General features: G+C 64.7%; 29 protein-coding genes and 1 other RNA gene. 18 read left to right on the top strand and 12 right to left on the bottom strand.

Annotation, left to right across the window (positions count from 1 at the left end; genetic code table 11):
* The first annotated feature begins 47 nt into the window (after positions 1–47).
* The 6 genes from J2X11_RS10740 to J2X11_RS10715 are packed head-to-tail and all read left to right on the top strand — an operon-like array spanning position 48 to position 6,562.
* Positions 48–683: a TetR/AcrR family transcriptional regulator gene (locus J2X11_RS10740; RefSeq protein ID WP_309970585.1), complete on the top strand. Its 636-nt coding sequence runs from the start codon at positions 48–50 to the stop codon at positions 681–683.
* The gene (locus tag J2X11_RS10735; RefSeq protein ID WP_309970582.1) at positions 680–1,447 is read left to right on the top strand and encodes a putative protein N(5)-glutamine methyltransferase; all 768 of its coding nucleotides are present in this window, start codon (positions 680–682) and stop codon (positions 1,445–1,447) included. The genes J2X11_RS10740 and J2X11_RS10735 overlap by 4 nt, the downstream gene beginning before the upstream one ends.
* 49 nt (positions 1,448–1,496) lie before the next feature.
* On the top strand, positions 1,497–3,593 hold the full coding sequence (locus J2X11_RS10730) for a RecQ family ATP-dependent DNA helicase (RefSeq protein ID WP_309970578.1): 2,097 nt from the start codon (positions 1,497–1,499) through the stop codon (positions 3,591–3,593).
* 22 nt (positions 3,594–3,615) lie between these two features.
* The gene (locus J2X11_RS10725; RefSeq protein ID WP_309970575.1) at positions 3,616–4,752 is read left to right on the top strand and encodes a Nif3-like dinuclear metal center hexameric protein; all 1,137 of its coding nucleotides are present in this window, start codon (positions 3,616–3,618) and stop codon (positions 4,750–4,752) included.
* Positions 4,749–5,492 (top strand): zinc ribbon domain-containing protein, encoded by a 744-nt coding sequence (locus tag J2X11_RS10720; protein ID WP_309970571.1) that lies wholly within the window; start codon positions 4,749–4,751, stop codon positions 5,490–5,492. Before J2X11_RS10725 ends, J2X11_RS10720 begins: the two co-directional genes overlap by 4 nt.
* Positions 5,489–6,562 (top strand): histidine phosphatase family protein, encoded by a 1,074-nt coding sequence (locus J2X11_RS10715; RefSeq protein WP_309970568.1) that lies wholly within the window; start codon positions 5,489–5,491, stop codon positions 6,560–6,562. Before J2X11_RS10720 ends, J2X11_RS10715 begins: the two co-directional genes overlap by 4 nt.
* Here the strand turns inward: J2X11_RS10715 and J2X11_RS10710 are convergent.
* Together J2X11_RS10710 and J2X11_RS10705 are read right to left on the bottom strand one after the other, a co-directional pair.
* Positions 6,559–7,314, bottom strand: a complete 756-nt coding sequence (locus tag J2X11_RS10710) for a YaaA family protein (protein WP_309970565.1) — start codon at positions 7,312–7,314, stop codon at positions 6,559–6,561. The genes J2X11_RS10715 and J2X11_RS10710 overlap by 4 nt on opposite strands.
* A 9-nt stretch (positions 7,315–7,323) precedes the next feature.
* A complete protein-coding gene (locus J2X11_RS10705) occupies positions 7,324–7,878 on the bottom strand; it encodes a TMEM165/GDT1 family protein (protein ID WP_309970562.1) in 555 nt (184 codons plus the stop codon).
* A 230-nt stretch (positions 7,879–8,108) separates the two neighbouring features.
* On the opposite strand from J2X11_RS10705, the gene rnpB reads away from it, so the two are divergent.
* Positions 8,109–8,469, top strand: an RNA gene (gene rnpB / locus J2X11_RS10700) — RNase P RNA component class A.
* Positions 8,470–8,479: 10 nt separating this feature from the next.
* Here rnpB and J2X11_RS10695 read toward each other — a convergent pair.
* Positions 8,480–8,710, bottom strand: coding sequence for a hypothetical protein (locus J2X11_RS10695; protein WP_309970560.1), 231 nt, complete (start codon positions 8,708–8,710; stop codon positions 8,480–8,482).
* Between the two features lie 88 nt (positions 8,711–8,798).
* On the opposite strand from J2X11_RS10695, the gene J2X11_RS10690 reads away from it, so the two are divergent.
* The 3 genes from J2X11_RS10690 to J2X11_RS10680 are packed head-to-tail and all read left to right on the top strand — an operon-like array spanning position 8,799 to position 10,184.
* Positions 8,799–9,104 (top strand): hypothetical protein, encoded by a 306-nt coding sequence (locus J2X11_RS10690; RefSeq protein WP_309970558.1) that lies wholly within the window; start codon positions 8,799–8,801, stop codon positions 9,102–9,104.
* A 29-nt stretch (positions 9,105–9,133) separates the two neighbouring features.
* Positions 9,134–9,970: an aldo/keto reductase gene (locus J2X11_RS10685; protein ID WP_309970555.1), complete on the top strand. Its 837-nt coding sequence runs from the start codon at positions 9,134–9,136 to the stop codon at positions 9,968–9,970.
* 31 nt (positions 9,971–10,001) lie between these two features.
* Positions 10,002–10,184: a hypothetical protein gene (locus J2X11_RS10680; RefSeq protein ID WP_309970553.1), complete on the top strand. Its 183-nt coding sequence runs from the start codon at positions 10,002–10,004 to the stop codon at positions 10,182–10,184.
* On the opposite strand, the gene map is transcribed toward J2X11_RS10680, so the two are convergent.
* Complete coding sequence (gene map / locus J2X11_RS10675) at positions 10,174–11,013, bottom strand: type I methionyl aminopeptidase (RefSeq protein WP_309972349.1); 840 nt, start codon at positions 11,011–11,013, stop codon at positions 10,174–10,176. The two genes, J2X11_RS10680 and map, sit on opposite strands and share 11 nt — an antisense overlap.
* A 38-nt stretch (positions 11,014–11,051) precedes the next feature.
* On the opposite strand from map, the gene J2X11_RS10670 reads away from it, so the two are divergent.
* Positions 11,052–11,261 carry a hypothetical protein gene (locus J2X11_RS10670; RefSeq protein ID WP_309970550.1) on the top strand — a complete coding sequence of 70 codons (210 nt, stop codon included), beginning with the start codon at positions 11,052–11,054 and terminating at the stop codon, positions 11,259–11,261.
* Positions 11,261–11,548, top strand: coding sequence for a hypothetical protein (locus J2X11_RS10665; RefSeq protein WP_309970547.1), 288 nt, complete (start codon positions 11,261–11,263; stop codon positions 11,546–11,548). Before J2X11_RS10670 ends, J2X11_RS10665 begins: the two co-directional genes overlap by 1 nt.
* Here J2X11_RS10665 and J2X11_RS10660 read toward each other — a convergent pair.
* Entirely contained in the window at positions 11,545–12,018 is a 474-nt protein-coding gene (locus tag J2X11_RS10660; RefSeq protein ID WP_309970543.1) for a MarR family winged helix-turn-helix transcriptional regulator, read from the bottom strand. The genes J2X11_RS10665 and J2X11_RS10660 overlap by 4 nt on opposite strands.
* A 54-nt stretch (positions 12,019–12,072) precedes the next feature.
* Between J2X11_RS10660 and J2X11_RS10655 the strand changes: the two genes are divergently transcribed.
* Genes J2X11_RS10655 through J2X11_RS10645 form a run of 3 tightly spaced genes read left to right on the top strand, consistent with a single transcriptional unit; the run spans position 12,073 to position 14,404 of the window.
* Complete coding sequence (locus tag J2X11_RS10655) at positions 12,073–13,044, top strand: glutamate-cysteine ligase family protein (RefSeq protein WP_309970541.1); 972 nt, start codon at positions 12,073–12,075, stop codon at positions 13,042–13,044.
* A complete protein-coding gene (locus J2X11_RS10650; protein WP_309970538.1) occupies positions 13,041–14,018 on the top strand; it encodes an ATP-grasp domain-containing protein in 978 nt (325 codons plus the stop codon). Before J2X11_RS10655 ends, J2X11_RS10650 begins: the two co-directional genes overlap by 4 nt.
* Positions 14,006–14,404 carry an MAPEG family protein gene (locus tag J2X11_RS10645; RefSeq protein ID WP_309970535.1) on the top strand — a complete coding sequence of 133 codons (399 nt, stop codon included), beginning with the start codon at positions 14,006–14,008 and terminating at the stop codon, positions 14,402–14,404. The genes J2X11_RS10650 and J2X11_RS10645 overlap by 13 nt, the downstream gene beginning before the upstream one ends.
* Positions 14,405–14,412: 8 nt before the next feature.
* Here the strand turns inward: J2X11_RS10645 and panB are convergent, their stop codons facing one another.
* Both panB and J2X11_RS10635 read right to left on the bottom strand, forming a co-directional pair.
* Positions 14,413–15,276, bottom strand: coding sequence for a 3-methyl-2-oxobutanoate hydroxymethyltransferase (panB, locus tag J2X11_RS10640; RefSeq protein ID WP_309970532.1), 864 nt, complete (start codon positions 15,274–15,276; stop codon positions 14,413–14,415).
* Between the two features lie 96 nt (positions 15,277–15,372).
* Positions 15,373–17,124, bottom strand: a complete 1,752-nt coding sequence (locus J2X11_RS10635) for an NAD+ synthase (RefSeq protein WP_309970529.1) — start codon at positions 17,122–17,124, stop codon at positions 15,373–15,375.
* A gap of 228 nt (positions 17,125–17,352) precedes the next feature.
* On the opposite strand from J2X11_RS10635, the gene glnA reads away from it, so the two are divergent.
* Genes glnA through J2X11_RS10620 form a run of 3 tightly spaced genes read left to right on the top strand, consistent with a single transcriptional unit; the run spans position 17,353 to position 22,049 of the window.
* Positions 17,353–18,690, top strand: a complete 1,338-nt coding sequence (gene glnA, locus J2X11_RS10630) for a type I glutamate--ammonia ligase (protein ID WP_309970525.1) — start codon at positions 17,353–17,355, stop codon at positions 18,688–18,690.
* Positions 18,691–18,710: 20 nt separating this feature from the next.
* Positions 18,711–21,632, top strand: a complete 2,922-nt coding sequence (locus J2X11_RS10625; RefSeq protein WP_309970523.1) for a bifunctional [glutamine synthetase] adenylyltransferase/[glutamine synthetase]-adenylyl-L-tyrosine phosphorylase — start codon at positions 18,711–18,713, stop codon at positions 21,630–21,632.
* A gap of 39 nt (positions 21,633–21,671) precedes the next feature.
* Positions 21,672–22,049 (top strand): hypothetical protein, encoded by a 378-nt coding sequence (locus J2X11_RS10620; protein WP_309970522.1) that lies wholly within the window; start codon positions 21,672–21,674, stop codon positions 22,047–22,049.
* A 1-nt stretch (position 22,050) separates the two neighbouring features.
* Here the strand turns inward: J2X11_RS10620 and J2X11_RS10615 are convergent, their stop codons facing one another.
* From J2X11_RS10615 to J2X11_RS10595, 5 genes are read right to left on the bottom strand one after another with little or no spacing between them, the layout of a single operon-like run.
* Positions 22,051–22,335, bottom strand: a complete 285-nt coding sequence (locus J2X11_RS10615; protein ID WP_309970519.1) for a WhiB family transcriptional regulator — start codon at positions 22,333–22,335, stop codon at positions 22,051–22,053.
* 3 nt (positions 22,336–22,338) lie between these two features.
* On the bottom strand, positions 22,339–23,565 hold the full coding sequence (locus J2X11_RS10610) for a cyclopropane-fatty-acyl-phospholipid synthase family protein (protein ID WP_309970516.1): 1,227 nt from the start codon (positions 23,563–23,565) through the stop codon (positions 22,339–22,341).
* A complete protein-coding gene (locus J2X11_RS10605; RefSeq protein ID WP_309970512.1) occupies positions 23,562–24,308 on the bottom strand; it encodes a DUF1365 domain-containing protein in 747 nt (248 codons plus the stop codon). Before J2X11_RS10605 ends, J2X11_RS10610 begins: the two co-directional genes overlap by 4 nt.
* Positions 24,302–25,579 (bottom strand): NAD(P)/FAD-dependent oxidoreductase, encoded by a 1,278-nt coding sequence (locus J2X11_RS10600; RefSeq protein ID WP_309970508.1) that lies wholly within the window; start codon positions 25,577–25,579, stop codon positions 24,302–24,304. The genes J2X11_RS10605 and J2X11_RS10600 overlap by 7 nt, the downstream gene beginning before the upstream one ends.
* A 15-nt stretch (positions 25,580–25,594) precedes the next feature.
* Complete coding sequence (locus J2X11_RS10595; protein WP_309970505.1) at positions 25,595–25,810, bottom strand: hypothetical protein; 216 nt, start codon at positions 25,808–25,810, stop codon at positions 25,595–25,597.
* Positions 25,811–25,814: the final 4 nt, after the last annotated feature.

The following is a 25,814-nucleotide window of genomic DNA, read 5'->3' as shown; positions in this document are numbered from 1 at the left end:
GATACGTCAATGTATCCAAAGGCCTCGTTCTCGGTTATCGTGGCGGGATGCCAACCACAGAGATGAAGAGCACGCGACGCCGCGAGGCGACCCGCGAGCGACTCCTCGACGCGGCGCGGGACGTGCTGGCGGAGAGTGGAATTCAGGGCGCAACCGTTGAAGAGATCTGCGAGCGCGCTGGGTTCACCCGCGGTGCCTTCTATTCCAACTTCGAGTCCAAGGACGACCTCGTACTCGACCTGTTCAGGCGCGAGAAGGACCTCATGTTGGGTCGGGTGCAAGCAGCGCTCGACATCGAGCTCCTGTCGCCGGCCGAAACCGACGCCGAGACGATCGTGCGAGTGCTCGACCAGTTCCTCGGAAGTCAGCCGACTGATCGTACGTGGTTCCTGGTGCACCAGGAGTTCGTGATCCATGGCGTACGTCAGCGCGAGATTGCGGACGTCTATCAGGAGCTTTGGACCCAGACCCGGGCTGAGTTCGCCACGATCATCACGGGCGCCGTTGAAGCGCTCCAACGCAAGCTGGCACTCCCTGTCGAGCAGATGACCCTGATCCTCATGGGCGTCTTCGACGAAGCGATGCGCAATGCGTTCTTGTCGACCAGCGCGGACGCCTTCGATGCCACGGAGCTTCGCGAGATGCTGCCGGCGCTGCTCATGGCGGTCTCAGAGCCCCTGTGAGTCAAGCCGAGATTGTTGAACGTCTGCGGGCCGCGGGCTGCGTGTACGCCGAGGATGAAGCTGCCCTGCTTGTCGAGGCCGCTGACGACGCCGACGAGCTCGAAGCGATGGTTGCGCGTCGAGTCGGTGGTGAACCGCTCGAGTACGTACTCGGGTGGGTCGAGTTCGCCGGTCTGCGGATTATCGTCGAGCCTGGCGTGTTCGTGCCCCGCCGGCGTACGGAAGTGCTCGTCAACGAAGCCGGCCGGCTCGCGAGGCCGGGAGCGATCGTGGTCGACCTGTGCTGCGGGGCGGGCGCAATCGGCGCTGCCCTGCTGGAGACCTGCGAAGGCATCGAGCTGCACGCCGCTGATATCGATCCGGCAGCTGTCGCGTGCGCTCGGCTCAACCTCGAGCCCGACGGCCACGTGCACGAAGGCGATCTCTTCGCCGCCATCCCTTTTGACTTGAAGGGCCGGGTCGACATCGTCGTCGTCAACGCGCCCTACGTACCCACTGACGCCATCGAGCTGATGCCGCCTGAGGCGCGCTTGTACGAGGCGACCGTCGCGCTCGATGGGGGATCCGACGGGGTCGATGTGCACCGACGCATTGCGTCCGAGGTCGGCGAGTGGTTGGTGCCCGACGGCTACGTGCTCATCGAGACGAGCCAGGAGCAGGCACCCCTGACGATCACCGCACTCGAAGACGCCGGCTTCTCGGCCTGGATGGAACGCGACGAAGAAGTCGACGGCACCGCCGTGATCGCGACTCGCCCGATCTGACTGTGGTCGGCAGGCGCGCGGTGTCGGGAGGGACTGACACAGTGGCCACATGACGACCGCGAGCACCGAGACCGATGCCCTCGACGCGCTGCGTACCCTGACCGGCCGCGAGGACGCGGTGTTCCACGACGGTCAACTCGAGGCGATACGTGCGCTGGTCGATGACCACAGCCGAGCGCTGGTCGTGCAGCGCACGGGTTGGGGCAAGTCAGCGGTCTACTTCATCGCGACGCTGTTGCTGCGCCAGCGAGGTGCGGGACCCACATTGCTCGTCTCTCCGCTGCTCGCCCTGATGCGTGATCAGGTGGCCGCTGCCGCGCGTGCGGGCGTACGAGCCGTCGCGATCAACTCGGCCAATCCGCACGAGTGGGACGAGACGCTCGCCAAGCTCGCCGCTGACGAAGTCGACGTCCTGCTGGTCTCTCCCGAACGGCTCAACAACCCGCGCTTCCGCGATGAGCAACTTCCGGACCTGATCGCGCGTATGGGAATGCTCGTCGTCGACGAAGCCCACTGCATCTCCGACTGGGGCCACGACTTCCGACCCGACTACCGTCGCCTCGCCGAACTCATCGCAGCCCTTCCGACCGATCTGCCGGTCCTCGCGACCACGGCGACGGCAAATGAGCGGGTCGTCGTCGATGTCGCCGAGCAGCTCGGTGCCGCTGGTGAAGTGCTGACGATCCGTGGATCGCTCGCGCGTACGTCCTTGCGACTCGGCGTACTCCAGCTGTCCGACTCGCGGGCGCGTCTCGGCTGGCTGCTGAGTCATCTCGGCGACATGCCGGGCAGCGGCATCATCTACACGCTCACCGTGTCGGCGGCCGAGGACACGGCTCGACTCCTGCGAGAGGCCGGTCATCAGGTGCGCGCCTACACCGGCCGTACGGACACCGACCAACGCGAAGGACTCGAGCAGCAGCTCAAGGACAACGAGCTCAAGGCATTAGTGGCAACGAGCGCCCTCGGCATGGGGTTCGACAAGCCGGACCTTGGCTTCGTCATCCACCTCGGCGCCCCCTCCTCGCCGGTTGCCTACTACCAACAGGTGGGCCGCGCCGGCCGCGCGACCGAGAGTGCTGACGTCCTACTGCTCCCAGGACGCGAGGATCCGGACATCTGGCACTACTTCGCCACTTCGTCGATGCCCAACGAGGCGCGTGCCGCTGCAGTCATCAACGCGCTGAGCGATTCGCCGATTTCGACGCCAGCCCTCGAGGCCCTCGTAGATCTGCGACGTACCCCGCTCGAGCTCCTGCTGAAGGTGCTCGATGTCGACGGCGCTGTTCGCAAGGTCACCGGCGGTTGGATCGCGACGGGCAAGCCCTGGACGTACGACAAAGAGCGCTACGAGCGCATCGCCGAAGCGCGCGCTGCCGAGCAGCAGTCGATGGTCACCTACGAGACCTCGAGCATGTGCCGCATGGAAATGCTGCAAGCCGACCTCGACGACCCAACGGCCGCGCCCTGCGGTCGATGCGACAACTGCGCTGGCGCTTGGTACCCGGCTGCAGTCGACGAGTCCGCGGCACAAGTTGCTGCTTCGTCGCTCGACAAGGTTGGCGTCGAGATCGACCCACGGGCGCAGTGGCCCACGGGCTCCCAGCACGCCAAAGGCAAGATCGCCGAGCCTGAGCGTGCCGAGCCAGGCCGTGCCGTTGCTCGCCTCACCGATCTCGGCTGGGGAGGGACGTTGCGCGAGGTGTTCGCGGCCGGCGCTCCGGACGCGCCAATCACCGACGCCTTGCTGGGTGCCTGTGTGCGCGTACTCAAAGACTGGGAGTGGGACGAACGACCCGCTGCCGTCGTCAACATCCCGTCACGATCCAAACCACTGCTGGTGGACTCATTCGCGCGGGGGATAGCCCGCATCGGGCAGCTCCAGGATCTCGGGGCTCTCGATCTGGTTGGCGAAGGACCACGAGGAGAGCCGGGCGGCAACAGCGCCTACCGACTCGCCGGCGTATGGGGAGCGTTCACCGTTGGTGCCGAGCTTGCTGAACAAATCCAGGCGCTTGACGGCAAGCCGATCCTGCTGATCGACGATCGAGTCGACAGTCGGTGGACCATGACGGTTGCTGCACGCGAACTACGCGACAACGGTGCAGGTCAGGTCCTTCCGTTTGCTCTCGCCGTGGTGGCCTGACCCGCGCAGATAGAGTTCACGCATGCCCACCTTGCGTGAAGTAGTCGCCGTCCTCGACGGTCTGTACGACCCGCGCTGGGCCGACGACTGGGATGCCGTAGGCACCGTCACGGGCCACCCCGACGCGAACGTCTCCAAGGTGCTGTTCGCCGTCGACCCGGTCCAGGCGGTCGTCGACGAGGCAATCGCTTGGGGAGCTGACCTGGTCGTCGTTCACCACCCGCTCTATCTGAAGGGCGTCACATCGGTCGCGGCGACGAGCCCCAAGGGCCGCGTGATCCACGACCTCATCAAGAACGGCATCGCCCTCCATACCTGCCACACCAACGCGGACAGCCCGCCACTCGGAGTCTCCGAGTCGATGGCGCTCGCAATTGGGCTGACGGACGTACGACCGCTGGCGGCGGATCCTGTTGAACCGATCGACAAGTGGGTCGTGTTCGTGCCCACCGAGGACGCCGACAAGGTGGCCGCGGCAATGCATGGCGCTGGTGGAGGACGCATTGGCGACTACGACTCCGCACAATTCCAGTCGACCGGCGTCGGATCATTCCGCCCACTGGATGGCGCGAGCCCCGCCGTGGGGACAGTCGGCGCAGTCGAGCAGGTCGCTGAGACCCGGATCGAGATGATCGCCGATCGCACCCTGCGCGAAACCGTACGAACCGCGCTGCTCGAGGCTCACCCGTACGAGGAAGCGGCCTACGACGTGCTGGAGCTGGCGGCTCGCAGTTCCGACCGCGGACACGGACGGATCGGAACGCTGACAACTCCGATGTCGCTCGCCGACTTCGCCCAGCAGGTGACCGAGCGTCTGTCGTCCCATCACAGCGCCACTCGGGTGGCGGGGGACCCCGCTCGACTGATCACCACGGTCGGCCTCTGCGGTGGCTCGGGCGACTTCCTCCTGCCCGTCGCTGACGCTGCAGGTGCAGACGTCTACGTCACCTCGGACCTCAAGCATCACCCGGTCAGCGAGCACCTGGAGAACCCCGATGCGTGCGCTGTCATTGACGTTCCGCACTGGGCCGCAGAGTCGACCTGGCTCCCTGTGGCCGCCGCTGCGTTGAGCGCTCGAGTCACGGGCGTCGATGTACGAGTCTCGGAGCTGGTGACCGATCCGTGGACCGCCCACGTGCCGGGTACGGTGTCCATGTGAAAGCCGATCCCACAGCCCAGGCCGCCCTGCTCGACCTTCAGGCGACGGACTCGACGCTTGCCCAGCTCCAGCACCGCCGCAAGTCCCTTCCGGAGCACACCAAGATCGCGGAATTGCAGGCTCGAGTCACCCAGCTCGATGGCACTCGCATCGAAGCCGCAACTGCCGTGGACGACCTGACCCGTGATCAGCGCAAGGCTGACGCCGAGGTTGAACTGGTCAAAACCCGTCGCGCCCGCGACGAAGAGCGTCTGGCCTCCGGAGCGATCTCCAACCCCAAGGATCTCGCCAGCCTGCAGCACGAGCTGACCGCCCTTGAGCGCCGCATCACGACGCTCGAGGATGAGGAGCTCGAGGTCATGGAGGCGCTCGAAGAAGCACAGTCCGCACTCGACGCATTTCAGATCGAACTGTCGAACGTGCAGGCCGAGCTCGATCAGACCATCGCAGCGCGCGACGCTGCCGTAGCCGTTCTCGACGAGCAGATCGCCGATGCTGAATCCGAGCGAGCCGTGAGCGCTCAGAGCGTTCCTGATGACCTCACGAACCTGTACGACAAGGTGCGCGCGCAGTACGGCGGCCTCGGTGCTGCCGCGCTTCGTGCCAAGAAGTGCGAAGGCTGCCGCCTCGAGATCAACAGCGCTGACCTGCGCGAACTGGCCGCGCTGCCCGAGGACGAGGTGCTCCGCTGCCCCGAATGCAGTCGCATCCTCGTACGTACCGCTGAGTCAGGGCTGTGACAGCTCGCATCATCGTCGAGGCTGATGGCGGGTCGCGGGGCAACCCGGGACCGGCATCGTACGGAGCCTTGATCCGCGACGCCGACACTGGCGCCGTGATCGCTGAACGCGGTGAAACCATCGGTGTAGCCACCAACAACGTGGCCGAGTACAGCGGTCTCATCGCGGGGCTCGAACTCGTACGCGATCACGCACCCGATGCTGAAGTCGAAGTACGCATGGACTCCAAGCTGGTCATCGAGCAGATGGCTGGCCGGTGGAAGATCAAGCACCCCGACATGAAGCCACTCGCCGCCAAGGCGCAAACGCTCGCTCCGACCGGCACGGTATGGACCTGGATTCCGCGCGAGGAGAACTCGGCGGCCGATGCTTTGGTCAACGCGGCACTGGATGGCGCCGCAGCTGAAAAGAAGACGGAGAAGAATCCGCTCGTCGGCTGGAAGAGCGGGCTCGACGGTGCGCCGACAACGATCATCCTGCTGCGCCACGGCGTCACGGAGTCGACGACGCGCAAGCTGTTCTGCGGCAGCGGGGGAGCAGATCCCGGCCTGACCTCGACTGGCGAGGAGCAGGCCCAGCGGGCCGCCACCTGGATCGCCAATCACGGCGGTGCCGATGCGATCGTGTCCTCCCCGTTGCGTCGTACGCGTGAGACGGCTGCGTTCGTGTCACGCGAGCTCGGACTCGACGTCGAACTTGAGGCGGGCATCGCCGAAGCAGCATTCGGCGAATGGGATGGATTCAGTTTTGGCGAGGTCATGGAGCGCTGGCCCGAAGAGCTTGACCACTGGCTCGGGTCGACTGCTGTCGCGCCGCCAGGCGGAGAACCGTTCGACTCGGTCTATGAGCGGGTGACTGCGGCGCGCGACCGGCTCATCGAAACGTACGCGGGCAAGACCGTTGTCGCGGTCAGCCACGTCACGCCGATCAAAATGATGGTTCGGCTCGCGCTGGATGCCCCGATGCCGGTGATCTACAAGATGGAGCTCGCGCCGGCGTCGATCACGACGATCAGCTGGTGGCCGGACGGCACACCGTCGCTGCGCAACTTTTCGGTCGTACCGGACTAGATCTCGGCCACGACGACGTCGAGGCGTTGTGCGTGACGTTCGACGGTCCAACCGAGCTCGCCCAGCAGGTCCTGCAACTCGTCGATCGAGACAGGATTGGCGCCAGACTCGAGAATCGCTCGGACGATCCGTCCCTTGGTTGCCTTGTTGAAGTGGCTGACGACCTTGCGTACACCTTGGTGTTCGTGGAGTACGCGCATCGTCACGGTGCGGTCAGCCGGCGGTTTGCCCAGAGCGGCGTACATGCCAGATCGCAGATCGATCACCAGCCCGTCTCCAGCAGCTTCCTGTAGGACGCGGGGGAGCGGCGTACGCCAACGGCTTGCGACGGTCCCGAGCCGCGGCAACGATCCGTCACCGGACAGTCGGTACGCGGGGATGTGATCGCTGGGTCGTACGAGGCCGAACAAGGCACTCGCGATGGCCAACGACTCGTCGGCGCGTGAACGCGACGCGGGGTCGAGAGTTGGCAGGTCGAGCATCGAGTAGAGGACGCCCGTGTAGATCTCGTCTGCGCGCGCCGTCGGCTCTTGATCGAGACCCGCGTTGATCTCGATCGCCTCGGCCTGGGTCGGCCCAAGGCCGAGAGCTTGCATGGCGCGCTTGGGATTGCCCGAGCACATCTTGATCAACGTGCGGAGGAGCTGAGCGCGTACGGGCGTGAGCGTCGGGAACGACAGCGACTCGAGATCGAGCGGCGCACCGGTGGCGGGACGGGTCTTGCCCTCGGAAGGCGGGAGCAGGATCAGCACCGGATGAACTTAGCCGATGAGCATCCAGACGCCGACGGCGGCGAACAGGGCAGCGGACACGATGTGGACCGTACGGATCGGGAGAATCTGAAGCAGTGCGCGCCCCGCGAACACTGCGAGCACGATCGCGGTGAGCTCGCCAATGAGGCTGCCGATCCAGATCAACACCCAGTGATACTGCGTGGACAGCGTCATGGTGGCGAGCATGGTCTTGTCCCCGAGCTCGGCGAGGATGAACGCGACGGCGACCACCAGCACGGCGGCACCCCCGCGCTTTCGCTCGACTGGTGGTGCGTCGTCAGATGGCACGTTGCGAAGCGTCAGCGCGGCGAAGATCAGGAACAGCACACCGGCAGCGACGCGCACTGCGTGTTGGGGAAGGTTGTCGCCGATGGTGTTCCCGACGAATGCCGAAACGAAGGTTGTGAGGGCGCAGCCGAGGCCGGCTCCGATGATCACGGTCCGGGTTCGATAACGGGTCGCAAAGGTCATCGACATGAGCTGGCTCTTGTCGCCAAGCTCGGCGATGAACACCAACCCGGCACTCAATAGGACCGCGTACACGGCAAAGGCTCCTCGTCCGCCTGGACGAAGAGCCTTGGATGACAAGCCTTCGACCAGGCATTGTCATTGACAAATACTGGTCGAAAGTCTCGTCCGCCATCCGGAGATGGCCTGAAGCACCGGATCCCACAACTTCGTGAGCTCAGTATGTCGATGCAACCGTTGGGGACTACTCCCTTTCGTACGACCAGCCTAGCCCATGCCCGCGACGGTAGACTGAGAGACGCGAATGAGTCGGCCGGGCGGCCGCGGCATCTCACGATGTCGAGGAAAGTCCGGACTCCGTAGAGCGACGGTGGTGGCCAACAGCCACCCACGGCGACGTGCGGGACAGTGCCACAGAAATCAAACCGCCAGCGGCCTTCGGGTGCGGGTAAGGGTGAAACGGTGAGGTAAGAGCTCACCAGCGCTCCGGGTGACCGGGGCGGCTAGGTAAACCCCACCGGGAGCAAGACCAAGAGGACCTTCGGGTCTGCGCTGACGGGCTGCTCGTCCAATGTCAGCGGGTAGGTCGCACGAGGCGTTCAGCAATGGACGTCCCAGATGGATGGTCGCCCACGACAGGATCCGGCTTACAGGCCGGCTCATTCGCACCTAGACGTCAGGAGACGTCGGCGAGCTCCAGCGACTGCTGCACAGCGGCAGGGTCGTACTCCCAGGCGATCTCACGAACGATGTCGACGAGGTCCGGATCGTCGGTCTCGATTGTCACGCTGATCTGGTGTTCAGGCAGGCGGGCGAGCGTGACATTGGCTATGGCGCTCAACGCTTGCTCGACCGCAACGTACGCGTCATCGCCGCTGAGCTCCATCGTGAGTGTCACTCGATGCATGAAAGGCTCCCTCTTTCGATAGTTCACTCCCTGCCAAGGTGAACGAGCCCGAGTCAGGAAAGTTAGCGCCAACTGCGAGAATGGACTCGTGACCATCGAAACCCGCGACCGCGCAGCCGAGCTGATTGCACTCAGGAAAGTCCAGCGTCGAGTTGCGGCGATCGGCTTTTTCGCTGTCGCTGTGCACGGCATCATCGGACTCGCCGTTGTGGGCCACATCGTCGATGGGCAGGGACGTCAGGGAGACGCCATCCTGCTCACGGTGATGTCGGGTGTCCTAGCACTGATCACGTACGGGATCGTGCGCACGATCCTGCAGCGTGGGCTCTGGTCACCCATCTGGATCTTGATCGCGATCACGCCGACGGTCTTCGCAGCAACACAGCTCGCCTGACCGTTGAACGGAGTCAGTAGCGTGGCGTCATGACTTCAGTCCCCAACATCACGCTCAACAACGGAATTGAGATCCCGCAGCTCGGCTTCGGTGTCTGGCAGGTGAAGCCGTTCGAAACGAAAGCGGCGACTCTCGCGGCGTTTGAGATTGGCTATCGCCACATCGATACCGCGCAGATGTATCGCAACGAGCAGGGTGTGGGCGAAGCAGTCGCCGAGTCTGGACTCGATCGTGGCGAGGTGTTCATCACCAGCAAGCTCAACAACGGCTATCACGCCCACGACGACGCGTCGAAGGCGTTCGACCGATCGCTCGAGAAGATGGGCTTCGACTACCTCGACCTGTTCCTCATCCACTGGCCTCTGCCGGACATCGATGTCGACTTCGTCGAGACGTGGGGTGCGCTCGAGGAGATCTACGCGTCTGGTCGCGCCAAGGCGATCGGCGTCTCCAACTTCCAGCCGGCGCATCTGCGACGCGTCGTCCAGGAGGGAACGGTCGTACCAGCGGTCAATCAGATCGAGGTGCACCCCTTCCTGACGCAGGACGAGGCGCGCGCCGCCAACACCGAGAACGGTGTCGCGACTGAGGCATGGTCGCCACTTGCTCAGGGACTTGTCGTCGAGAGTCCTGAAATCGCGGCTATCGCCAACGCTCACGGCAAGTCGCCCGCTCAGGTGGCTCTTCGCTGGCAGATTCAGCGCGGCGACATCGTGTTCCCCAAGTCGGTCACGGTCGAGCGGATCAGGGAGAACTTCGAGATCTTCGACTTTGAGCTGTCCGAGGACGAGGTGGCGGCAATCTCGGCACTAGACAAGGGCCACCGCACGGGACCGAACCCGGACGAGTTCAACTGGATCCCCTGATTCACGCTCAGATCCGGCTACGCTGCCGGTCATGAGCGAAGAACACGAGCAACACGTGCCGCCAGCCCGATTCAGTTACGCCGTCGGCGCAGGCCTCGGCATGTTGGTCGGTGGAACCATTGGCTTGTTCATGGACCACTTCCTGATCGACGCGCTGTTCGGCGTCGCGATTGGCCTCGTGGTCGCGTACATCGTCAGGAACATCAAGCCGTAGTTGTCAGGATCTCCGCGCCGTCCTTGGTGACGAGCAGAGTGTGCTCGAACTGTGCCGTGCGTGACTTGTCCTGAGTGGTCGCGGTCCAACCGTCGTCCCACATGTCCCATTCGACGCTGCCGAGCGTCAGCATCGGTTCGATGGTGAACGTCATGCCCGGCAGAATTACGGTGTCGGCGGCCGGGTCGTCGTAGTGCGGAATGACGAGCCCGTCGTGGAACGCCGGTCCAACGCCGTGTCCGGTGAACTCGCGTACGACGCCGTAGCCGAACCGGGCTGCGTACGTCTCGATCACGCGGCCGATGACGTTGATCTGGCGGCCTGGCTTCACTGCCCGGATCGCACGCATGAGTGCTTCCTCGGTGCGCTCGACCAGCAGACGTGACTCCTGGTCGACATTTCCTACGAGGTAGGTCTTGTTGGTGTCGCCGTGCACCTCGCCGAGGTATGCGGTGATGTCGATGTTGACGATGTCGCCGTCCTCGAGGGGGCGATCGTCGGGGATGCCGTGGCAGATGACTTCGTTCACGCTGCTGCACAGCGACTTCGGGTAGCCGCGGTAGCCAAGTGTCGAGGGGTACGCGCCATTCGCGATCAGGAACTCGTGACCAACGGCGTCGAGCTCGTCCGTGGTGACGCCGGGAGCGATGGCTGCCTCCACAGCGTCGAGTGCCTGAGCAGCAATGCGTCCAGCGATGCGCATGGCTTCGATCGTGGCGTCGTCGCGTACGAAAGATCCGCGATAGGGGAGCGGCGCGATCTGGCCGACGTACTCCGGTCGCTCGATGGAGCTGGGTACGGCTCGCTCAGGGGACAGTCGACCAGCCATGAGTACGTTCACCCGGCGAGTTTAGTAGCCTCGCAAACATGGCTGATGACGAGAAGTGGTACTTCTGCATGGTGCATCGCGAGGTGGAGCCGCAGGAGGGTTGCAGGCCCGCCGATCGGCTTGGTCCGTACGACTCGGCCGAGAAGGCCGCGCGTGCTCTCGAGATCGCTGCGGAACGTACGAAGGCGTGGGACGAAGACCCGCTCTGGAACGACACAGAACCTGACAAGGCGGCAGACGACAAGTGATGGCGCGCAAGCGTCGCCGCACGGGGAAACTCAACCTCGAGCGGTCTGGTCCGTGGATCGCGATTGTCGGGCTGCTGATGGTTTTGTGGTGCTCGATCTCGACGGGCTTGTATGCGCCGATCTGGGGGATCGTGCTGGCCATGTCTTTCTTGATCCCGCAGGTGTGGCTCGTTGCCAAGTGGGCCAAGCCAAAGCCCAAGCTGACGATGGTTGTCCCAGTTGTCGGACTGGTCGCCTGGGCCTGCTTGTCGTTGATCGGCGCCCAGTGGTGGGGTTGGAGCCCCTAAGCGGGTGATTCGGCAGGGGAGATGTGTGCGAGAGCCTCTGGGATGCGGCCGAGCACCGCGATGGCCGTGTCAAAGGCCTCCTGGCCGACCAGTCCGATGAGCGACTGCTCGACGTCGAGGATGTGCCCGAATCCGCCGCGGGCAAACTCGCGACCCTTCTTCGTGTAGGTCACGAGCTTGGCTCTGCGGTCCTCGGGATCGGGTGTCATCTCGAGGATTCCGAGGTCGACGAGCTCGCGGATAACCTCGCCCATCGCCTGCTTGGTGATGCGGGCGCGTGCGGCGAGATCTGAAGAGCGCTCACCTTCGGGTTTGCTTAGCGTGCTGAACAGAGCGTTGTGGGCGAGTCGGAGCTCAGGGAATCCTCGAGATCGGCCCTCGGCGACCATGTCGTCCTGCAGTCGGCGCGCGGCATGCTCGACGACCGCGATCAGCGGTTCATGATCCGGTCTGCCCTCAAGTCTTGACACGGTAAGGTCACCTTCCTATTATCGTCAGGTAACCTTACCTTATCAGGAGGAGCCATGGCTCTCATGATGGACACACCGCAGGTCGAAGGGCTTTTTCCGTCCCGTGTTGGTCGCTCGACGACCAAGGTTGCCGTCGAGCATGAGCTCGTTTCTCGCGATGTTGTCGATGGATCTGTCCCACGGATCGAGCGAGTCGCGGCCGCGACGGTGGGCGCTCAGTACGCGCCGTATCTCGCGTTCGAGCCCGGGGGACAGGTCGAGCTGAGCTTCCCAACCGCAGCTTCTCCCGGTGAGCTGGAAGCGCTCGTACGGCGAGACCTCACGTCCCTTCGTGCAGACTGCACCCGAGTGGGTGTCGAGCTCGAGGCAGTTGCCGTCGATCCGCGTGGCGTGCACGCCGTACCGCTCCAGTTGGATCGCCCGCGCTACCTCGCGATGCAGGACCGCTTCGACGAGGTCGGCCCTGCCGGTCGTCGGATGATGCGACTCACCGCGTCTACCCAGGTTTGCCTGGACTGGGCATCGGGCGCAGCAGGCCTCGAGCAGTGGCGGCTGGCTCAGCTCGCCGGTCCTTACCTCGCGGCTGCCTTTTCCACCTCAACTCAGTTGGACAGCCGGCTCGCGATCTGGCTCGAGGTCGACCCGACGCGCACGGCTTTCGATGGTCGCCTGCTCGGCACGGACCCGGTTGCGGCGTACGCGGACTTTGCTGCCGGTGCGGCGCGCTTCACCTCCGAGGCTGAGCACCTCTCAACACTGTTCCCGCCTGTACGTCCACGTGGTCACTACCTTGAGGTCCGCTACCTCGACGTACAGCCAGACCATCTCATCGGACGTGTTGTGTCAGTGCTGGCGAACCTTCTGCACGACGCCGACCGACGTCGCGCCGCGCTGGCTCTGCTCGCTGGTCCGGAGCGACAGGCCGAGCGCTGGCACGAGGCAGCGTATGCACCGCACTTGCTCGCGGACCGCGGACGCGAGCTGATGAGGATCGCTGGAGCTCGTACGCGGGTGGGTGCGGCATGAGCGCCCTGTTCGTGACCGACCCGCTCGCTGGGCTCGATCCGGAGATCGACAGCAGCATCGGCTTGATGGCTGCGTGCCAGGAGCTGGGCGAGTCCGTGTGGGTGTGCCAGCCCGAAGACCTCGCGGTCATTGACGGCCGCCTCGTGAGCCGGGCAACGCGGATCACCATGCGGCCCCGCAGCCGACATGGCGATCATCGTTGGGCAGTCGAGCCTGAGTGGTTCGACGTGGAAGAGCGTCGCATCATCGACGTCGCCGAAGAGGTCTCGGTAGCCCTGATGCGCCTCGATCCACCCGTGAGGAGCCGTTACCAGAACACGCTGCACCTGCTCGATGTCGCGTCGGCTGCTGGTGTGCTCGTTGCCAACCGTCCAGACGGGATCCTCCAGATCCAGGAGAAGATGTTCGCGCTGCGATTCCCGGAGCTGATCCCGCCCACCACTGTCGCGTCCTGTCAGCGAGTCATAGACGGCTTCGTCGCCGAGCATGGTGCTGCAGTTGTGAAGCCGGTCGACGGATTTGCGGGCATCGACGTATGGCTGCTCCGGCACGACGACCCCAATGTCGCGTCGCTTATCGAATCGGCCACACAGGGCGGTCAGCGGCACGTGATCGTGCAGCGCTACCTCCCGTCGGTCGAGGAGGGCAATAAGCGCCTCTTCGTGCTTGATGGCGAGATCATCGGCTCGGTTATGCGCAGCCCATCGCGTACGGATTTCCGGATCGGGCCGCCGTCCGCACCAGCTGATGTGGATGCCCGCGACGAAGAGATCGTCGCGACTTTGGCGCCCTCGCTGAGGCAGGCGGGAATCATCCTCGCTGGCCTCGACGTCATCGATGGCCAGCTGATCGAGATCAACGTGACCTGCCCCGGTGGCATGCACAAGACCGACGCCCTCCTGGGCACAGACCTCAGCGGCGCAATCATGCGTCGCCTGTTCATCAACGAAAGGGTTCTCCCATGTCTGACCTGATCATCATCTGCATTGCCCTGCTCGGCCTGCTCATCTTCCTGTTGGGTGCGAACGTCACCCGACTCCGCGCGATACGCGGCAAGAACGGTGGTCCGCAGATGTCGAAGGATCCGACGGATCGCCTGTTCATCGCGATCCGGGCACACGGCAACGCCGCTGAGTACATCCCGATGCTGGCGATCCTGATCATCGTCTGCTCGACTCTCACCAGCGGCTGGTGGCTCGAGTCCCTCGCAGTTGCTGCCGTTGTCGTACGCGTGCTCCACGCCGGCGGGATGCTCACCACGAAGTCGCTCGCAGAGCACGGTCCCTTGCGCGACCTCAGCGCGACAGGCAACTACGTCGTCGGCATCGCCCTCGCGATCACGGCGCTGGTGAACCTGTGAGGCCGGCGTCAGCTCTCGAAGCTGTGCTCAGCTGCGGGAAAGGCGCCTTCCTTGACGTCGGACACGTACTGCTTGGTGGCGTCGAGCATGACGCTGTGCAGGTTGGCGTACTTCTTGACGAAGCGGGCGGTCTTGCCGGAGTTGAGTCCGAGCATGTCCTGCCAGACGAGCACCTGGGCGTCGCAGTCGATGCCAGCACCGATTCCGACGGTCGGGATGCGTAGTGCCTTGGTGACCTCGGCGGCGACGGGGGACGGGACCATTTCCATGACGATCGCGAACGCACCTGCGGCCTCGAGGGCTTTGGCTTCCTCGACCATGCGTGCGGCGTCATCGCCACGGCCCTGCACTCGGTAGCCACCGAGGTTGTGCTCGGACTGAGGCGTGAAGCCGATGTGAGCGCATACGGGGATTCCGGCGTCCGTCAGCAGCTTGACCTGGGGGACCATCGCGAGTCCGCCCTCAAGCTTCACCGCGTGGGCGTTGGCTTCCTTCATGAAGCGGACGGCCGTGTGGAAAGCCTGCTCAGGTGAGCCCTGGTAGGAACCAAACGGCAGGTCGGCCAGTACGAGCGCGCTCTTGGCGGAGCGGGCCACGGCGCGTACGAGGGGGATCAGCTCGTCAACCGTGACGGGCAACGAGGTCTCGTTGCCGTAGACGTTGTTGGAGGCCGAGTCGCCGACCAGCAGCACCTCGACTCCGGCGTCGTCGAAGATCGCGGCGGTGTACTGGTCGTACGCCGTCAGCATCGTCCACTTCTCGCCCTGCTCCTTGAGTTGCTGCAGGTGATGAGTGCGGATGCGCTTGCGAGTGGTCGGCGCTGCTGCTGCAGCTCCCGAGCCGTAGGGCGCGGTCTCTTCAGGGGTGGTCATGATTTCTCCTTCTCGCAGCTCCTTACGGAGTCCACGGACTCCTCCAGACTGCCAGATCCTGAGCGCAGTGGCCCCCGTACGCGTACGTGAGGCTGGTTACACGTCCTCGCGCCAGCGATGGGTGATCGGTACGCGGCGATCGCGGCCAAAGTTTCGGCGCGAAACCTTGGGTCCCGGCGGGTACTGCCGGCGCTTGTATTCCGCCCTGTCGACCAGCGTCACGACGCGGTGCACCAGGGCGGGATCGTGGCCCTCCGCGATGACTGCAGCGGAGCCGAGATCGCGCTCGACGTACGCATCCAGGACCGCGTCGAGCAGGTCGTACGGAGGCAGCGAGTCCGAGTCGAGCTGACCCGGACGAAGCTCGGCCGACGGCGGCTTGCTGATCGTGGCTTCGGGGATCGGAGGTGTCTCGCCGCGCTCGACGGCGATCTCGTTGCGCCAGCGGGCGAGCTCCCACACGAGCGTCTTGGGCACGTCTTTGATCGGTGCGTACGCACCAACCGCATCGCCATAGATCGTCGAGTAGCCCGTCGCGAGCTCGGACTTGTTGCCGCAGGCGAGTACGAGGTGACCGTGCTGGTTGGACAGTCCCATCCAGATCACGGCGCGGATGCGAGCCTGCAGGTTCTCCTCGGCGAGGCCGGTGAGGTGCAGCGACTCCTGATAGCTGTCGAAGATCGGCGCGATCGGGATCGTGTCCAGCGAGAGGCCCGTACGTTTCGCCATCTCGGCAGCATCGGACTTGGAGTGCTCACTCGACCAGGCGCTGGGGTTGGAGATGCCGTTGACGTTCTCCGGGCCGAGTGCGTCGACGGCAATCGCCGCGACGAGCGTCGAGTCGATGCCGCCGGACATACCGAACAGCACGGACTGGAAACCGTTCTTGTGCACGTAGTCACGGAGACCCGTGACGAGAGCGGTGTAGATCTCCTCGTTGCGGCTCAGGCGTTCGGCCTGCGCGGTCGGCAGCGGTTCGTACGCGGCGAATGGTTCGGACGTGATGATCGTGCGCTTGATCTTGAGCCCGCCAAACCGTTCATCGTCGCTCGGCATCGTCGCGGTAGCCGCGGGGAGCTCGAGGTCGACCACGAGCAGCTCGGGGTCGAACTGTCCTGAACGACCCAGCACGGTGCCGCTCGCGTCGACGACGATCGAGTCGCCGTCGAAGACGAGCTCGTCCTGTCCGCCGACGAGATTCACATACGCCAGTACGCAGTCGCCCTCGGCAGCCCTGCGCGCGCAAAGCGCGAGGCGCACGTCGTCCTTGTCTGCTTCGTACGGCGAACCGTTCGGCACGACGAGCAGTGCGGCGTCAGCAGCCTTGGCCGCGGCAGACGGGCCGTCGCGCCAGAGGTCTTCGCAGATTGCGAGGGCAACGTCGATGCCGCCGATCTGCACGACGTTGATCGTGTCGCCGGCAACGAAGTTGCGGATCTCATCGCCCACGCCGTAGTTCCAAAGGTGGTGCTTGGCCTGGCGCGCGACGATCGCACCGTCGTGGATCACAGCGACGTTGTTCTGCGGTGCGTTCTTGGGGATGCCGGGTGCGTCGAGGACGTCGGGCTTCTGGTCGAGGTAGCCGACCATCGCGACGAGGTCGCCGCAGCCTTCGTCCTTCAGTCGTACGGCGAGCGCTTCGATGCCCGCTTTGGACGCTTCGATCAGCGACAGGCGCATCGCGAGGTCTTCGAGCGGGTAGCCCGTCAGCATCATCTCCGGGAAGACGACGAGGTGGACGCCCTGATCGACAGCCGCCTTGCAGTGCTCGACGACGAGATCGGCATTGCCGACGAGATCGCCGACCGTGGCGTTGACCTGGGCAAGAGCGAGGCGCAATTGGGGCACATATGCAGCGTATCGGGGCCGAATTTCCTCGGTGGTTGAGTAGCCCGAGGAACGAGGGCGTATCGAAACCTCGTGCGCCGAGATGCTCGCGCTGGGCGGTGATCTCCCGAGGATTCGACCTTCCTGGCGGCTTCGCCGCGGCACGCTCAACCCGCCTCGACGCTCGTCGCTAGCGCTCCTCGGTCTCGACGAAACATGCTCGTAACACGTGGTCGTCACACTGGCTACATGGGAAAACAGGAAGACTTTGTGCTGCGCGCGCTCGATGAGCGGGACGTGAAATTTGTACGTCTGTGGTTCACCGATGTGCTCGGATCACTGAAGTCCGTGGCGATCGCTCCAGCTGAGCTCGAAGGCGCGTTTGCCGAGGGAATTGGCTTCGACGGCTCGGCCATCGAGGGCTTCGCGCGCGTGCACGAGGCCGACATGCTGGCGCGCCCTGATCCCTCGACGTTCCAGATCCTCCCGTGGCGCGGCGAGACGCCGGCGACGGGACGTATGTTCTGCGACATCCTCATGCCCGACGGCTCGCCGTCGTACGCGGATCCGCGCCACGTCCTCAAGCGCACGCTGCAGAAGGCCTCCGAGGCCGGGTTCACGTTCTACACACACCCCGAGATCGAATTCTTCCTGTTCAAGGGCAAGCCCGACGTCGGCGACCGTCCCATCCCCGTCGACGACAGCGGCTACTTCGACCACACGGCTCAGGGCGGCGGCCAGGACTTCCGTCGCGAAGTCATCACGATGCTCGAGAACATGGGCATCTCGGTCGAGTTCAGCCACCACGAGGGCGGCCCCGGCCAGCAGGAGATCGACCTCCGCTATGCCGATGCGCTCTCGACGGCCGACAACATCATGACGTTCCGCACTGTCGTACGTGAGGTTGCTCTGTCGCAGGACAAGTGGGCGTCGTTCATGCCCAAGCCGTTCACCGACCACCCGGGCTCGGGCATGCATACGCACGTCTCGCTGTTTGAGGGTGACGAGAACGCCTTCCACGAGGCCGGTGCTGAGTACGGGCTCTCCAAGACGGGTCGCGCGTTCGTCGCCGGCGTCCTGCGCCACACGCCAGAGATCACCGCGGTCACCAACCAGTGGGTCAACTCCTACAAGCGCCTCGCCGGCGGGGGAGAAGCACCCAACTATGTCTGCTGGGGCCACAACAACCGATCGGCGCTCATCCGCATCCCGATGTACAAGCCGCACAAGGGCAACTCGGCACGCATTGAGCACCGCGCCATCGACTCGGCCTGCAACCCGTACCTCGCGTTCGCGCTGGTGCTGGCTGCTGGACTCAAGGGCATCGAGGAGAAGTACGAACTCCCGCCCGAGGCCGAGGACGACGTCTGGTCGTTGAGCGAGAACGAGCGCAAGGCGATGGGCATTGCTCCATTGCCGCGCAACCTCGACGAGGCGATCCGCACGATGGAGACCAGCGAGCTCGTGGCCGAGACGCTGGGTGAGCACGTATTCGACTTTTTCCTGCGCAACAAGCGTGCGGAATGGCAGGACTACCGCTCGCAGGTCACGCAGTTTGAGATCGACCGCATGATGCCGATGCTCTGAGCAGGTCGTAGCCTGCTCAGGTGGCCAGTCACACAGCGGAGTACGCCCAGGCGCTTGCGCGCAAGGGATTCCGCAATGGTGATCTGGCCGTCGCCAACCTCGAACGCCTCGGTGACGCGCCCGACGAACTGATCGACCAGATCGCCAGCGTCGCGGGTCCTGACATTGCGCTCTCGTCGCTCGCGGCGATCGCTGATCGTATGGGCGCGCCCAAGCTGCTCAAGCAGCTTGCGAAGGACGACGAGCTGCGTCAGCGACTGCTGGTCGTACTCGGCACCAGCGAGGCGCTCGGCGAGTTCGTGGCGAGGCATCCCGAGTTCATCAGTGACCTCAGCAGCAAAGAGCTGTCGAACGCGCCGATTTCCCTCGACCTGCGCCGCTCGCAGATGTCGACCGCGACGAATGCCGACGAACTGCGCGTCAACTACTACCGAAAACTTCTGCACCTCGCTGCCCGCGACCTCACGGCTTTGACCGGCTTCGAGGATTCTTCGGCCGAGCTCTCCGACCTCGCTGTGGCGACCCTCGGTGCCGCGCTGCAGATCGCCCGCGTCGACGAGAAGGACGACGGGCTCTGCAAGTTCGCGATCATGGCGATGGGCAAGACTGGCGGTCACGAGCTGAACTATCTCAGCGATGTCGACGTGATCTTCGTGTACGAGGCGTGCGACGGCGCCGACGACCACGAGGCCGCTGCCGCAGCGACTCGCTTGGCCGCCGCGACGATGAAGCTGTGCCGCGAACACACTGGCGAGGGCACCATCTGGGAGGTCGACGCCAACCTCCGGCCCGAGGGCAAGGACGGTCCGCTCGTACGTTCGCTGGCGAGCCATGTCGCGTATTACGAGCGTTGGGCGACGACCTGGGAGTTCCAGGCGCTACTGAAGGCACGGTTCGCTGCCGGTGACAAAGCGCTCGGCCAGGCGTACATCGACGCGCTGTCGCCAATGATCTGGATGGCCAGCACTCGCGAGAATTTCGTGACGGACGTACGTGCCATGCGTCGCCGTGTCATCGACAACCTCCCTGCGAACCAGCGCGACCGTGAGCTCAAGCTCGGTCCGGGCGGACTCCGCGATGTCGAGTTCGCCGTCCAGCTCTTGCAGCTCGTCCACGGCCGCGCCGACCCTTCGCTCCGCAGCCCCACGACTCTCGAAGCGCTGAGGGCGCTGACCGAGGGTGGGTACGTCGGGCGTCGCGATGGTGCGGCGATGGAGGAGGCGTACGAATTCCTCCGAACGTTGGAGCACCGCATCCAGCTGTTCCGGCTACGCCGTGGCCACACCGTCCCGGACGATCCCGAGGACCTCCGCCGCATCGGTCGCAGCATGGGATTCCGCCACAATCCCGCCGAGAACCTGACCAAGGAATGGCAGGCGCATCGGCGCCTCGTACGACGGTTGCACGAGAAGTTGTTCTACCAACCGCTGCTCGAGGCCGTTGCGTCCTTGCCAACCGATGGCCTGCGTCTGACGCCGCTTGCGGCTGAGCAGCGCATGACGGCACTCGGCTTCGTCGACCCGAAGGGCGCGCTGAAGCACATCGAGGCGCTGACCTCGGGTGTCTCACGGCGAGCGTCGATCCAGAAGGCACTCCTGCCGGCGATGCTGGCCTGGCTTGCTGAGACGCCGGATCCCGAGGCCGGGCTGCTGGCCTTCCGCAAGATCTCCGAGGGGCTTGGCGAGACGCACTGGTATCTCCGCAAGCTCCGCGACGAGGGCGAAGGCGCTGAGCAACTCGCTCGCGTACTCGGCTCAAGCCGCTATGTCACCGACCTGATCCTCCGCGCACCCGACTCGGTCGCACTGCTGGGTGACGACGCCGAGCTCGTACCGCGGTCCATCGAGCGTCTCCGCAGCGAAATGGACATCGCCGCCGAACGGCACAGCGACCCGGTCGACGCGATCCGGGCCGTGCGTCGCGTACGACGCCGCGAACTCTCTCGTATCGGCATCGCCGACGTCCTCGGTCGTCTCGACATCCTCGAGGTTGGCGAGGCGCTGACTGACATTTCGGTCGCCACGTTGTCTGGAGCTTTGAAGGTGGCAACTGCCGCCGTCGAAGCCGAGCGCGGAACGATGCCGACGCGTATGGCGATCGTGCTGATGGGACGACTCGGTGGTGGCGAGGCTGGATATGCCTCGGACGCCGACGTGATGTTCGTGCACGACCCGCTGCCAGGTGCTGACGAGACCGAAGCATCCGAGGCTGCGACCGCGGTGGCGGTTGGTCTGCGCAAAATGCTCGCTGCGCCGTCGGACGATCCGCCGCTCGAGGTCGACGCCGAGCTGCGTCCCGAAGGCAAGAATGGCCCGCTCGTCCGTACGTTTGCCGCTTACGCGGCGTACTACGAGAAGTGGTCAGCCGTCTGGGAGGCCCAAGCGCTTCTCCGTGCGAACGCCGTGATCGGCGACGAGGAGTTGTCCGCCCGTTTCACTGCTTTGATCGATCCCTTGCGTTGGCCCGAGGGCGGTACGACGTCCGACGAGGTACGCGAGATCCGTCGCATCAAGGCTCGCATCGACTCGGAGCGTCTGCCGCGTGGCGCCAATCCCAATACGCACCTCAAGCTCGGCCGTGGCGGGCTCGCCGACGTTGAGTGGACCGTTCAGCTGCTTCAGATGCAGCACGCCAACGCGATCCCTGACATGCGTACGACTCGCACCCTCAAGGCGCTCCACGCGGCACTCAAGGCTGATCTGATCAGCCATGAGGATGCGACCACACTCGAGAACGCCTGGCGACTCGTCAGTCGCATCCGCAACGCTGTCGTACTGATGCGCGGCAAACCAGCCGAGTCGATGGTCGAGCAGGGCGCAGACCGCGCCGGCGTGGCTCATCTACTTGGTTACGGCATGGACCAGAGCGAACGCATGGTCGACGACTACCTCCGCACCACCCGACTGGCGAGAAAAGTAGTAGAGCGCATCTTCTACGAGTGAGTCCCCGATACCCCCACGGAGTGCCGGTACGGTTCGGGCATGCGAAGCAGGAGGACTGCCGGAATTTTCTGCGGCGGCGTGATGGTCGCGGCGATGGTGGCATGGGTGGTCGGCGCGGACACATCGCACTTCGACTACAGCACGTTCGACAACCTCGTCGGGGGCGCCGGAGTTGCCGCGTGCGCATTCGCAGTCATTGCAGCGTTCAGATCCAGCTGGGCCCGAGTGCCGTTAGTCGCAGCCTTCGCTGTGGCGGCATTGCTGGCCGATGCCCGATTCAGTGACTCAACGGAAGACGGCATCGACCTCACACCGATTCTCCTGCCGCCGGTGATCTTCTTCCTTGGGTCGCTGGCACTACTCATCACGGCCATGTCCCCAGGCCGAGACAAACCGACCCCCGCCGCGCAGGAGTGAGCTAGCCGGCTTTGCGGTTGGCGATGATCATCTCTCGCTCGTTGATGTTTAGACCGCCCCAGACGCCATACGGCTCGCGTACAGCCAAGGCGTGTTCGAGACACGCCTGACGTACGGGGCACACCGCGCACAGCGCCTTCGCTGCAGCCTCACGCCGACGCCGGCGGGGTCCACGCTCGGCGTCGGGTGAGAAGAACGTCTCGGGATTGGTCTCGCGGCAGGCACCTTCGTACTGCCACTCCCACGTGTCTTGGATCGGCATCGGGAGCCGAGTGATGCTCGCCATGGCTCAGCCCTCCGAAGGACGCGACATGGCGACCTGGTGGACGTTGATGTAGCCCGTGCTGAATCCCGCTTCGCAGTAGGCGAGATAGAACTCCCACATGCGACGGAAGGTCTCGTCGAAGCCCTGGGCGTTGATGGTCGACCAGTTGGCGTTGAAGTTTTCGCGCCACTGCTTCAGCGTGCGGGCGTAGTGCTTGCCGAGTGGTCGCTGATTGGTGACGGCGAGCGTCGTGTGCTCAGCCAGCACCTGGTCGACGGCAGTCAGCGAGGGGAGGAGTCCGCCGGGGAAGATGTACTTCTGGATCCACCCGTATGAGTTACGGGTTGCAAGGTAGCGATGGTGATCCATCGTGATCGCCTGAATGGCAACGTGGCCGCCGGGTGCGAGCAGCTTGTCGATGGTCTGGAAGTACGTCGGCCAGAACTCTTCGCCGACCGCTTCGATCATCTCGACGCTGACGATCGCGTCGTACTCGCCGGTGACCTCGCGGTAGTCGACGAGCTGGAGGTCGACGTCGACGCCGGCCTCGGCGAACCGCTCCTCGGCGAGGGCAGCCTGCTCCTTGGAGATCGTGATCGTGGTGACCTTGGCGCCGCGCTGGGCTGCGCGGATCGCGAGGGAGCCCCATCCGCTGCCGATCTCCAGCATGCGGGTGCCGTTGCCGACGTGTGCGTCGTCGAGGACCGCGTCGATCTTGCGCATCTGCGCCTCTTCGAGGGTCTCGTTGCCCTCGAACCAGGCTGACGAGTAGTTCATCGACGGATCGAGGAACTGCGAGAACAGCTCGTTGGAGAGGTCGTAGTGTGCCTCGATGTTCTTCTGCGAACCCTTGACGGAATTGCGCTGGTGGTGCGGGAGCTTCTTGTCGACGAAGACCCGGAACTTCTGCAGTGGTACCGGCACGATCGTGGTGAGGCGCTCGGCGAACGGTGTCAGCAGGTCGGCGAGGTCGGTGCCGTCGCCGGTGGTCCAGTCGCCGGCCATGTAGGCCTCGCCAAAGCCGATCTTGGTGTCAGCGCCGAGTCGGGCAAAGAAGGCACGAGGGCGCACGACGCGCATCTCGGGGGAGCTGTCGTCGCCCGCACCCCAGCGGGTGCCGTTGGCCATCGTCAACCGGACGGGTACGCGGTTGATCGTGGGCTTGAGAATTGCCTTGGCGATGCGTGCCTTGGCGGGGGTACGTGGGGTGTGCGCGATGCCGGGCCAACGGGCTGTGGCGAACTCAGTCATTGCGTGCCTTCCTGCGGTGTGTGAGCCGGTCGCGTGATGACCGGCAATCTGCGGATCCAGAGCCATACACCGTGTATTCGGATCAGAAGGCTTGTGCGATGGGTGATGAGCGGCATCTTTATGAGGAGTTTGCTGAGGCGGCCTGGTGTGGCGGGGCGAGGCGTACCGCGGAACGTCGCACTGAAGACCGCTTCGCCGCCCTGGCGCAGGATCACGGTCGACGACACGGACTCAGGCGTCAGCGTGAACTGCAGGTCGTAGCGGCCATCGACGGTGAAGAACGGCGACACGTAGAACTCCTTGTCGACCGTCGCCTTGCCGGCGTCGTCGGTCTCCAAGAGGTAGGCGTGGCGCTCGCCGTACGTGTTGTGCACCTCGGCGACGATGCAGCGCAGCGAGCCGTTGGGCGCGATCGCCCAAAACACGCTGAGGGGGTCGAAGGTATGGCCGAGCACGCGGGCGTTGGCGAGCATCAGCACGCGGTGACCGCTGATGTCGACTTCGTTGGCCTTGCAGAAGCGCTCGATGTTGGCGCGGATCGTGTCGTCGGGGTCGCCGATGTGGTCGGCGGCCCTGAACGACGAGAACGGGCGCAGTGCGCGGTTCATACGCGGCAGCTCGTCTACATCGACGAGCCATTGGTAGACGCGGTTGGTGAAGCGATGACGGATGGGTCCACGACGCGTATGTCCTACCGTGCCTTCAACAAGGGCCGGCAGGACGGGGAGCGTGGGACTCACCATGCAGTGCCCAACGCCAGAGCTGCATCGACGCCTGAGCGGCAGCCGTCCTCATGGAATCCCCAGCCGTGATAGGCGCCAGCAAACACCGTGCGATCGGTGAAGAGGCCCTTGAGCTCGCCCTGGGCAGCCACGGACTCCGGGGTGTAAATCGGGTGTGTGTAGTCCATCTTCGCAACGACCTTGGACGAGTCGATGCGCTCGGACGCGTTGAGTGTGACGAGAAACGGTTCGGTGCTATCGATGCCTTGAAGTCGGTTCATCCAGTAGGTCACCGCCGTCCGGTCACTTCGTTGCGCGCAGTCGTCCATCCGATAGTTCCACGATGACTGCGCGCCCGCCGCGTTTGGCAGCTGGGAGTCGTCGCGGTGCAGCAGAGTCTCGTTGTGCGAATACTCGAACGCACCCAGCACGCGGCGCTCATCGTCGGTCGGATCGGTGAGCAGGGCCAGGGCATCGTCGGCGTGAGTCGCGATGACCACGGCATCGGCCTGATGCAGGGTGCCGGCAGCGTCGATGAGCTCGATGCTGTCGGGCTTGCGGGTGATCGACTTGATCCCGGTCGATGCGCGTACGTCGCCGACCGCTGCGGTGACCTTGTCGATGTAGGTGCCCGAGCCGCCCGACACGGTGAACCACTGCGGCGAGCCCTTGATCGACAGGAAGCCGTGGTGCTTGAGGAACTCGAAGAGATAGCGCGCCGGGTATGAAAGCGCGTCGTCGTGGCCCGAGGACCAGACGCACGAGACGACCGGGATGGCGTAGTGCGAGATGAAGAATTCGGAGAAACCGTGGATGCGGAGGAAGTCGCCGTACGTCTGCGGCTCGTCAGCGGACTCGTCGGCGTCGAGGAGCTGCTGGGCCAGGCGGCCAAACTTCTTCACGCCGAGCAGCATCGCGAGATAACGCGGGTCGGCAGCGCGGCGCTTCTGCGCGAACACGCCCTTGCCGCCGCGCCCTCCGGCGTACTCGAGCCCGCAGCCGTCGCAGTGGATGCTCATGCTCATCTCGGTCGCATGGACCTCGACATCGAGCTCGGCGAACAGGCGACGCAGCAGGGGATAGGTGCGGTCGTTGTGGACGATGAAGCCGCTGTCGACCCGATGCGTGGCACCTGGGTCCGTGACGGTGTGCGTATGCGCATGCCCGCCGATGCGGTCATCGGCCTCGAAAACCGTGACGTCATGGGTCTTGCGGAGGACGTACGCGGCAGTCAGGCCGGACACCCCCGATCCGATGACGGCTACGCGGCGTCGGGGCGTGTCTGGGCTCATGCCAGTAGTTCGTGGCTAGCCGTTGTCCGGATTGGTCTTCTCGGCGTCTTCGCCGGCTCTGCGGCTCGACTCGGTGATCTCAAAGATCTCCGTGCCGAACGCGCCGAGCTCAGTCGTGATTTTGCGAGCGCCTTCGAACAGGATCGCCGCCACATGACCGCCAGTTGCGATGGCTGCTTCTACGGACTGCTGGAACACGTCCTTGGCGATCTCGCGCCTGCTCAACGCCATCGGG

This window comes from Aeromicrobium panaciterrae (assembly GCF_031457275.1).
GTDB lineage: Bacteria > Actinomycetota > Actinomycetes > Propionibacteriales > Nocardioidaceae > Aeromicrobium > Aeromicrobium panaciterrae_A.
Note: the sequence above shows the minus strand (reverse complement) of the source record. Positions and strands in the feature narration are given on the sequence as shown.

Excerpts from the sequence above, each read along its gene's own strand:
- J2X11_RS10740 (WP_309970585.1), top strand. The coding sequence starts at position 48 with ATGCCAACCACAGAGATGAAGAGCACGCGACGCCGCGAGGCGACCCGC.
- J2X11_RS10730 (WP_309970578.1), top strand. The coding sequence starts at position 1,497 with ATGACGACCGCGAGCACCGAGACCGATGCCCTCGACGCGCTGCGTACC.
- J2X11_RS10725 (WP_309970575.1), top strand. The coding sequence starts at position 3,616 with ATGCCCACCTTGCGTGAAGTAGTCGCCGTCCTCGACGGTCTGTACGAC.
- J2X11_RS10695 (WP_309970560.1), bottom strand. The coding sequence starts at position 8,710 with ATGCATCGAGTGACACTCACGATGGAGCTCAGCGGCGATGACGCGTAC.
- J2X11_RS10685 (WP_309970555.1), top strand. The coding sequence starts at position 9,134 with ATGACTTCAGTCCCCAACATCACGCTCAACAACGGAATTGAGATCCCG.
- J2X11_RS10680 (WP_309970553.1), top strand. The coding sequence starts at position 10,002 with ATGAGCGAAGAACACGAGCAACACGTGCCGCCAGCCCGATTCAGTTAC.
- map (WP_309972349.1), bottom strand. The coding sequence starts at position 11,013 with ATGGCTGGTCGACTGTCCCCTGAGCGAGCCGTACCCAGCTCCATCGAG.
- J2X11_RS10670 (WP_309970550.1), top strand. The coding sequence starts at position 11,052 with ATGGCTGATGACGAGAAGTGGTACTTCTGCATGGTGCATCGCGAGGTG.
- J2X11_RS10665 (WP_309970547.1), top strand. The coding sequence starts at position 11,261 with ATGGCGCGCAAGCGTCGCCGCACGGGGAAACTCAACCTCGAGCGGTCT.
- J2X11_RS10655 (WP_309970541.1), top strand. The coding sequence starts at position 12,073 with ATGGCTCTCATGATGGACACACCGCAGGTCGAAGGGCTTTTTCCGTCC.
- J2X11_RS10650 (WP_309970538.1), top strand. The coding sequence starts at position 13,041 with ATGAGCGCCCTGTTCGTGACCGACCCGCTCGCTGGGCTCGATCCGGAG.
- J2X11_RS10645 (WP_309970535.1), top strand. The coding sequence starts at position 14,006 with ATGTCTGACCTGATCATCATCTGCATTGCCCTGCTCGGCCTGCTCATC.
- panB (WP_309970532.1), bottom strand. The coding sequence starts at position 15,276 with ATGACCACCCCTGAAGAGACCGCGCCCTACGGCTCGGGAGCTGCAGCA.
- glnA (WP_309970525.1), top strand. The coding sequence starts at position 17,353 with ATGGGAAAACAGGAAGACTTTGTGCTGCGCGCGCTCGATGAGCGGGAC.
- J2X11_RS10620 (WP_309970522.1), top strand. The coding sequence starts at position 21,672 with ATGCGAAGCAGGAGGACTGCCGGAATTTTCTGCGGCGGCGTGATGGTC.
- J2X11_RS10615 (WP_309970519.1), bottom strand. The coding sequence starts at position 22,335 with ATGGCGAGCATCACTCGGCTCCCGATGCCGATCCAAGACACGTGGGAG.
- J2X11_RS10610 (WP_309970516.1), bottom strand. The coding sequence starts at position 23,565 with ATGACTGAGTTCGCCACAGCCCGTTGGCCCGGCATCGCGCACACCCCA.
- J2X11_RS10605 (WP_309970512.1), bottom strand. The coding sequence starts at position 24,308 with ATGGTGAGTCCCACGCTCCCCGTCCTGCCGGCCCTTGTTGAAGGCACG.
- J2X11_RS10600 (WP_309970508.1), bottom strand. The coding sequence starts at position 25,579 with ATGAGCCCAGACACGCCCCGACGCCGCGTAGCCGTCATCGGATCGGGG.
- J2X11_RS10595 (WP_309970505.1), bottom strand. The coding sequence starts at position 25,810 with ATGGCGTTGAGCAGGCGCGAGATCGCCAAGGACGTGTTCCAGCAGTCC.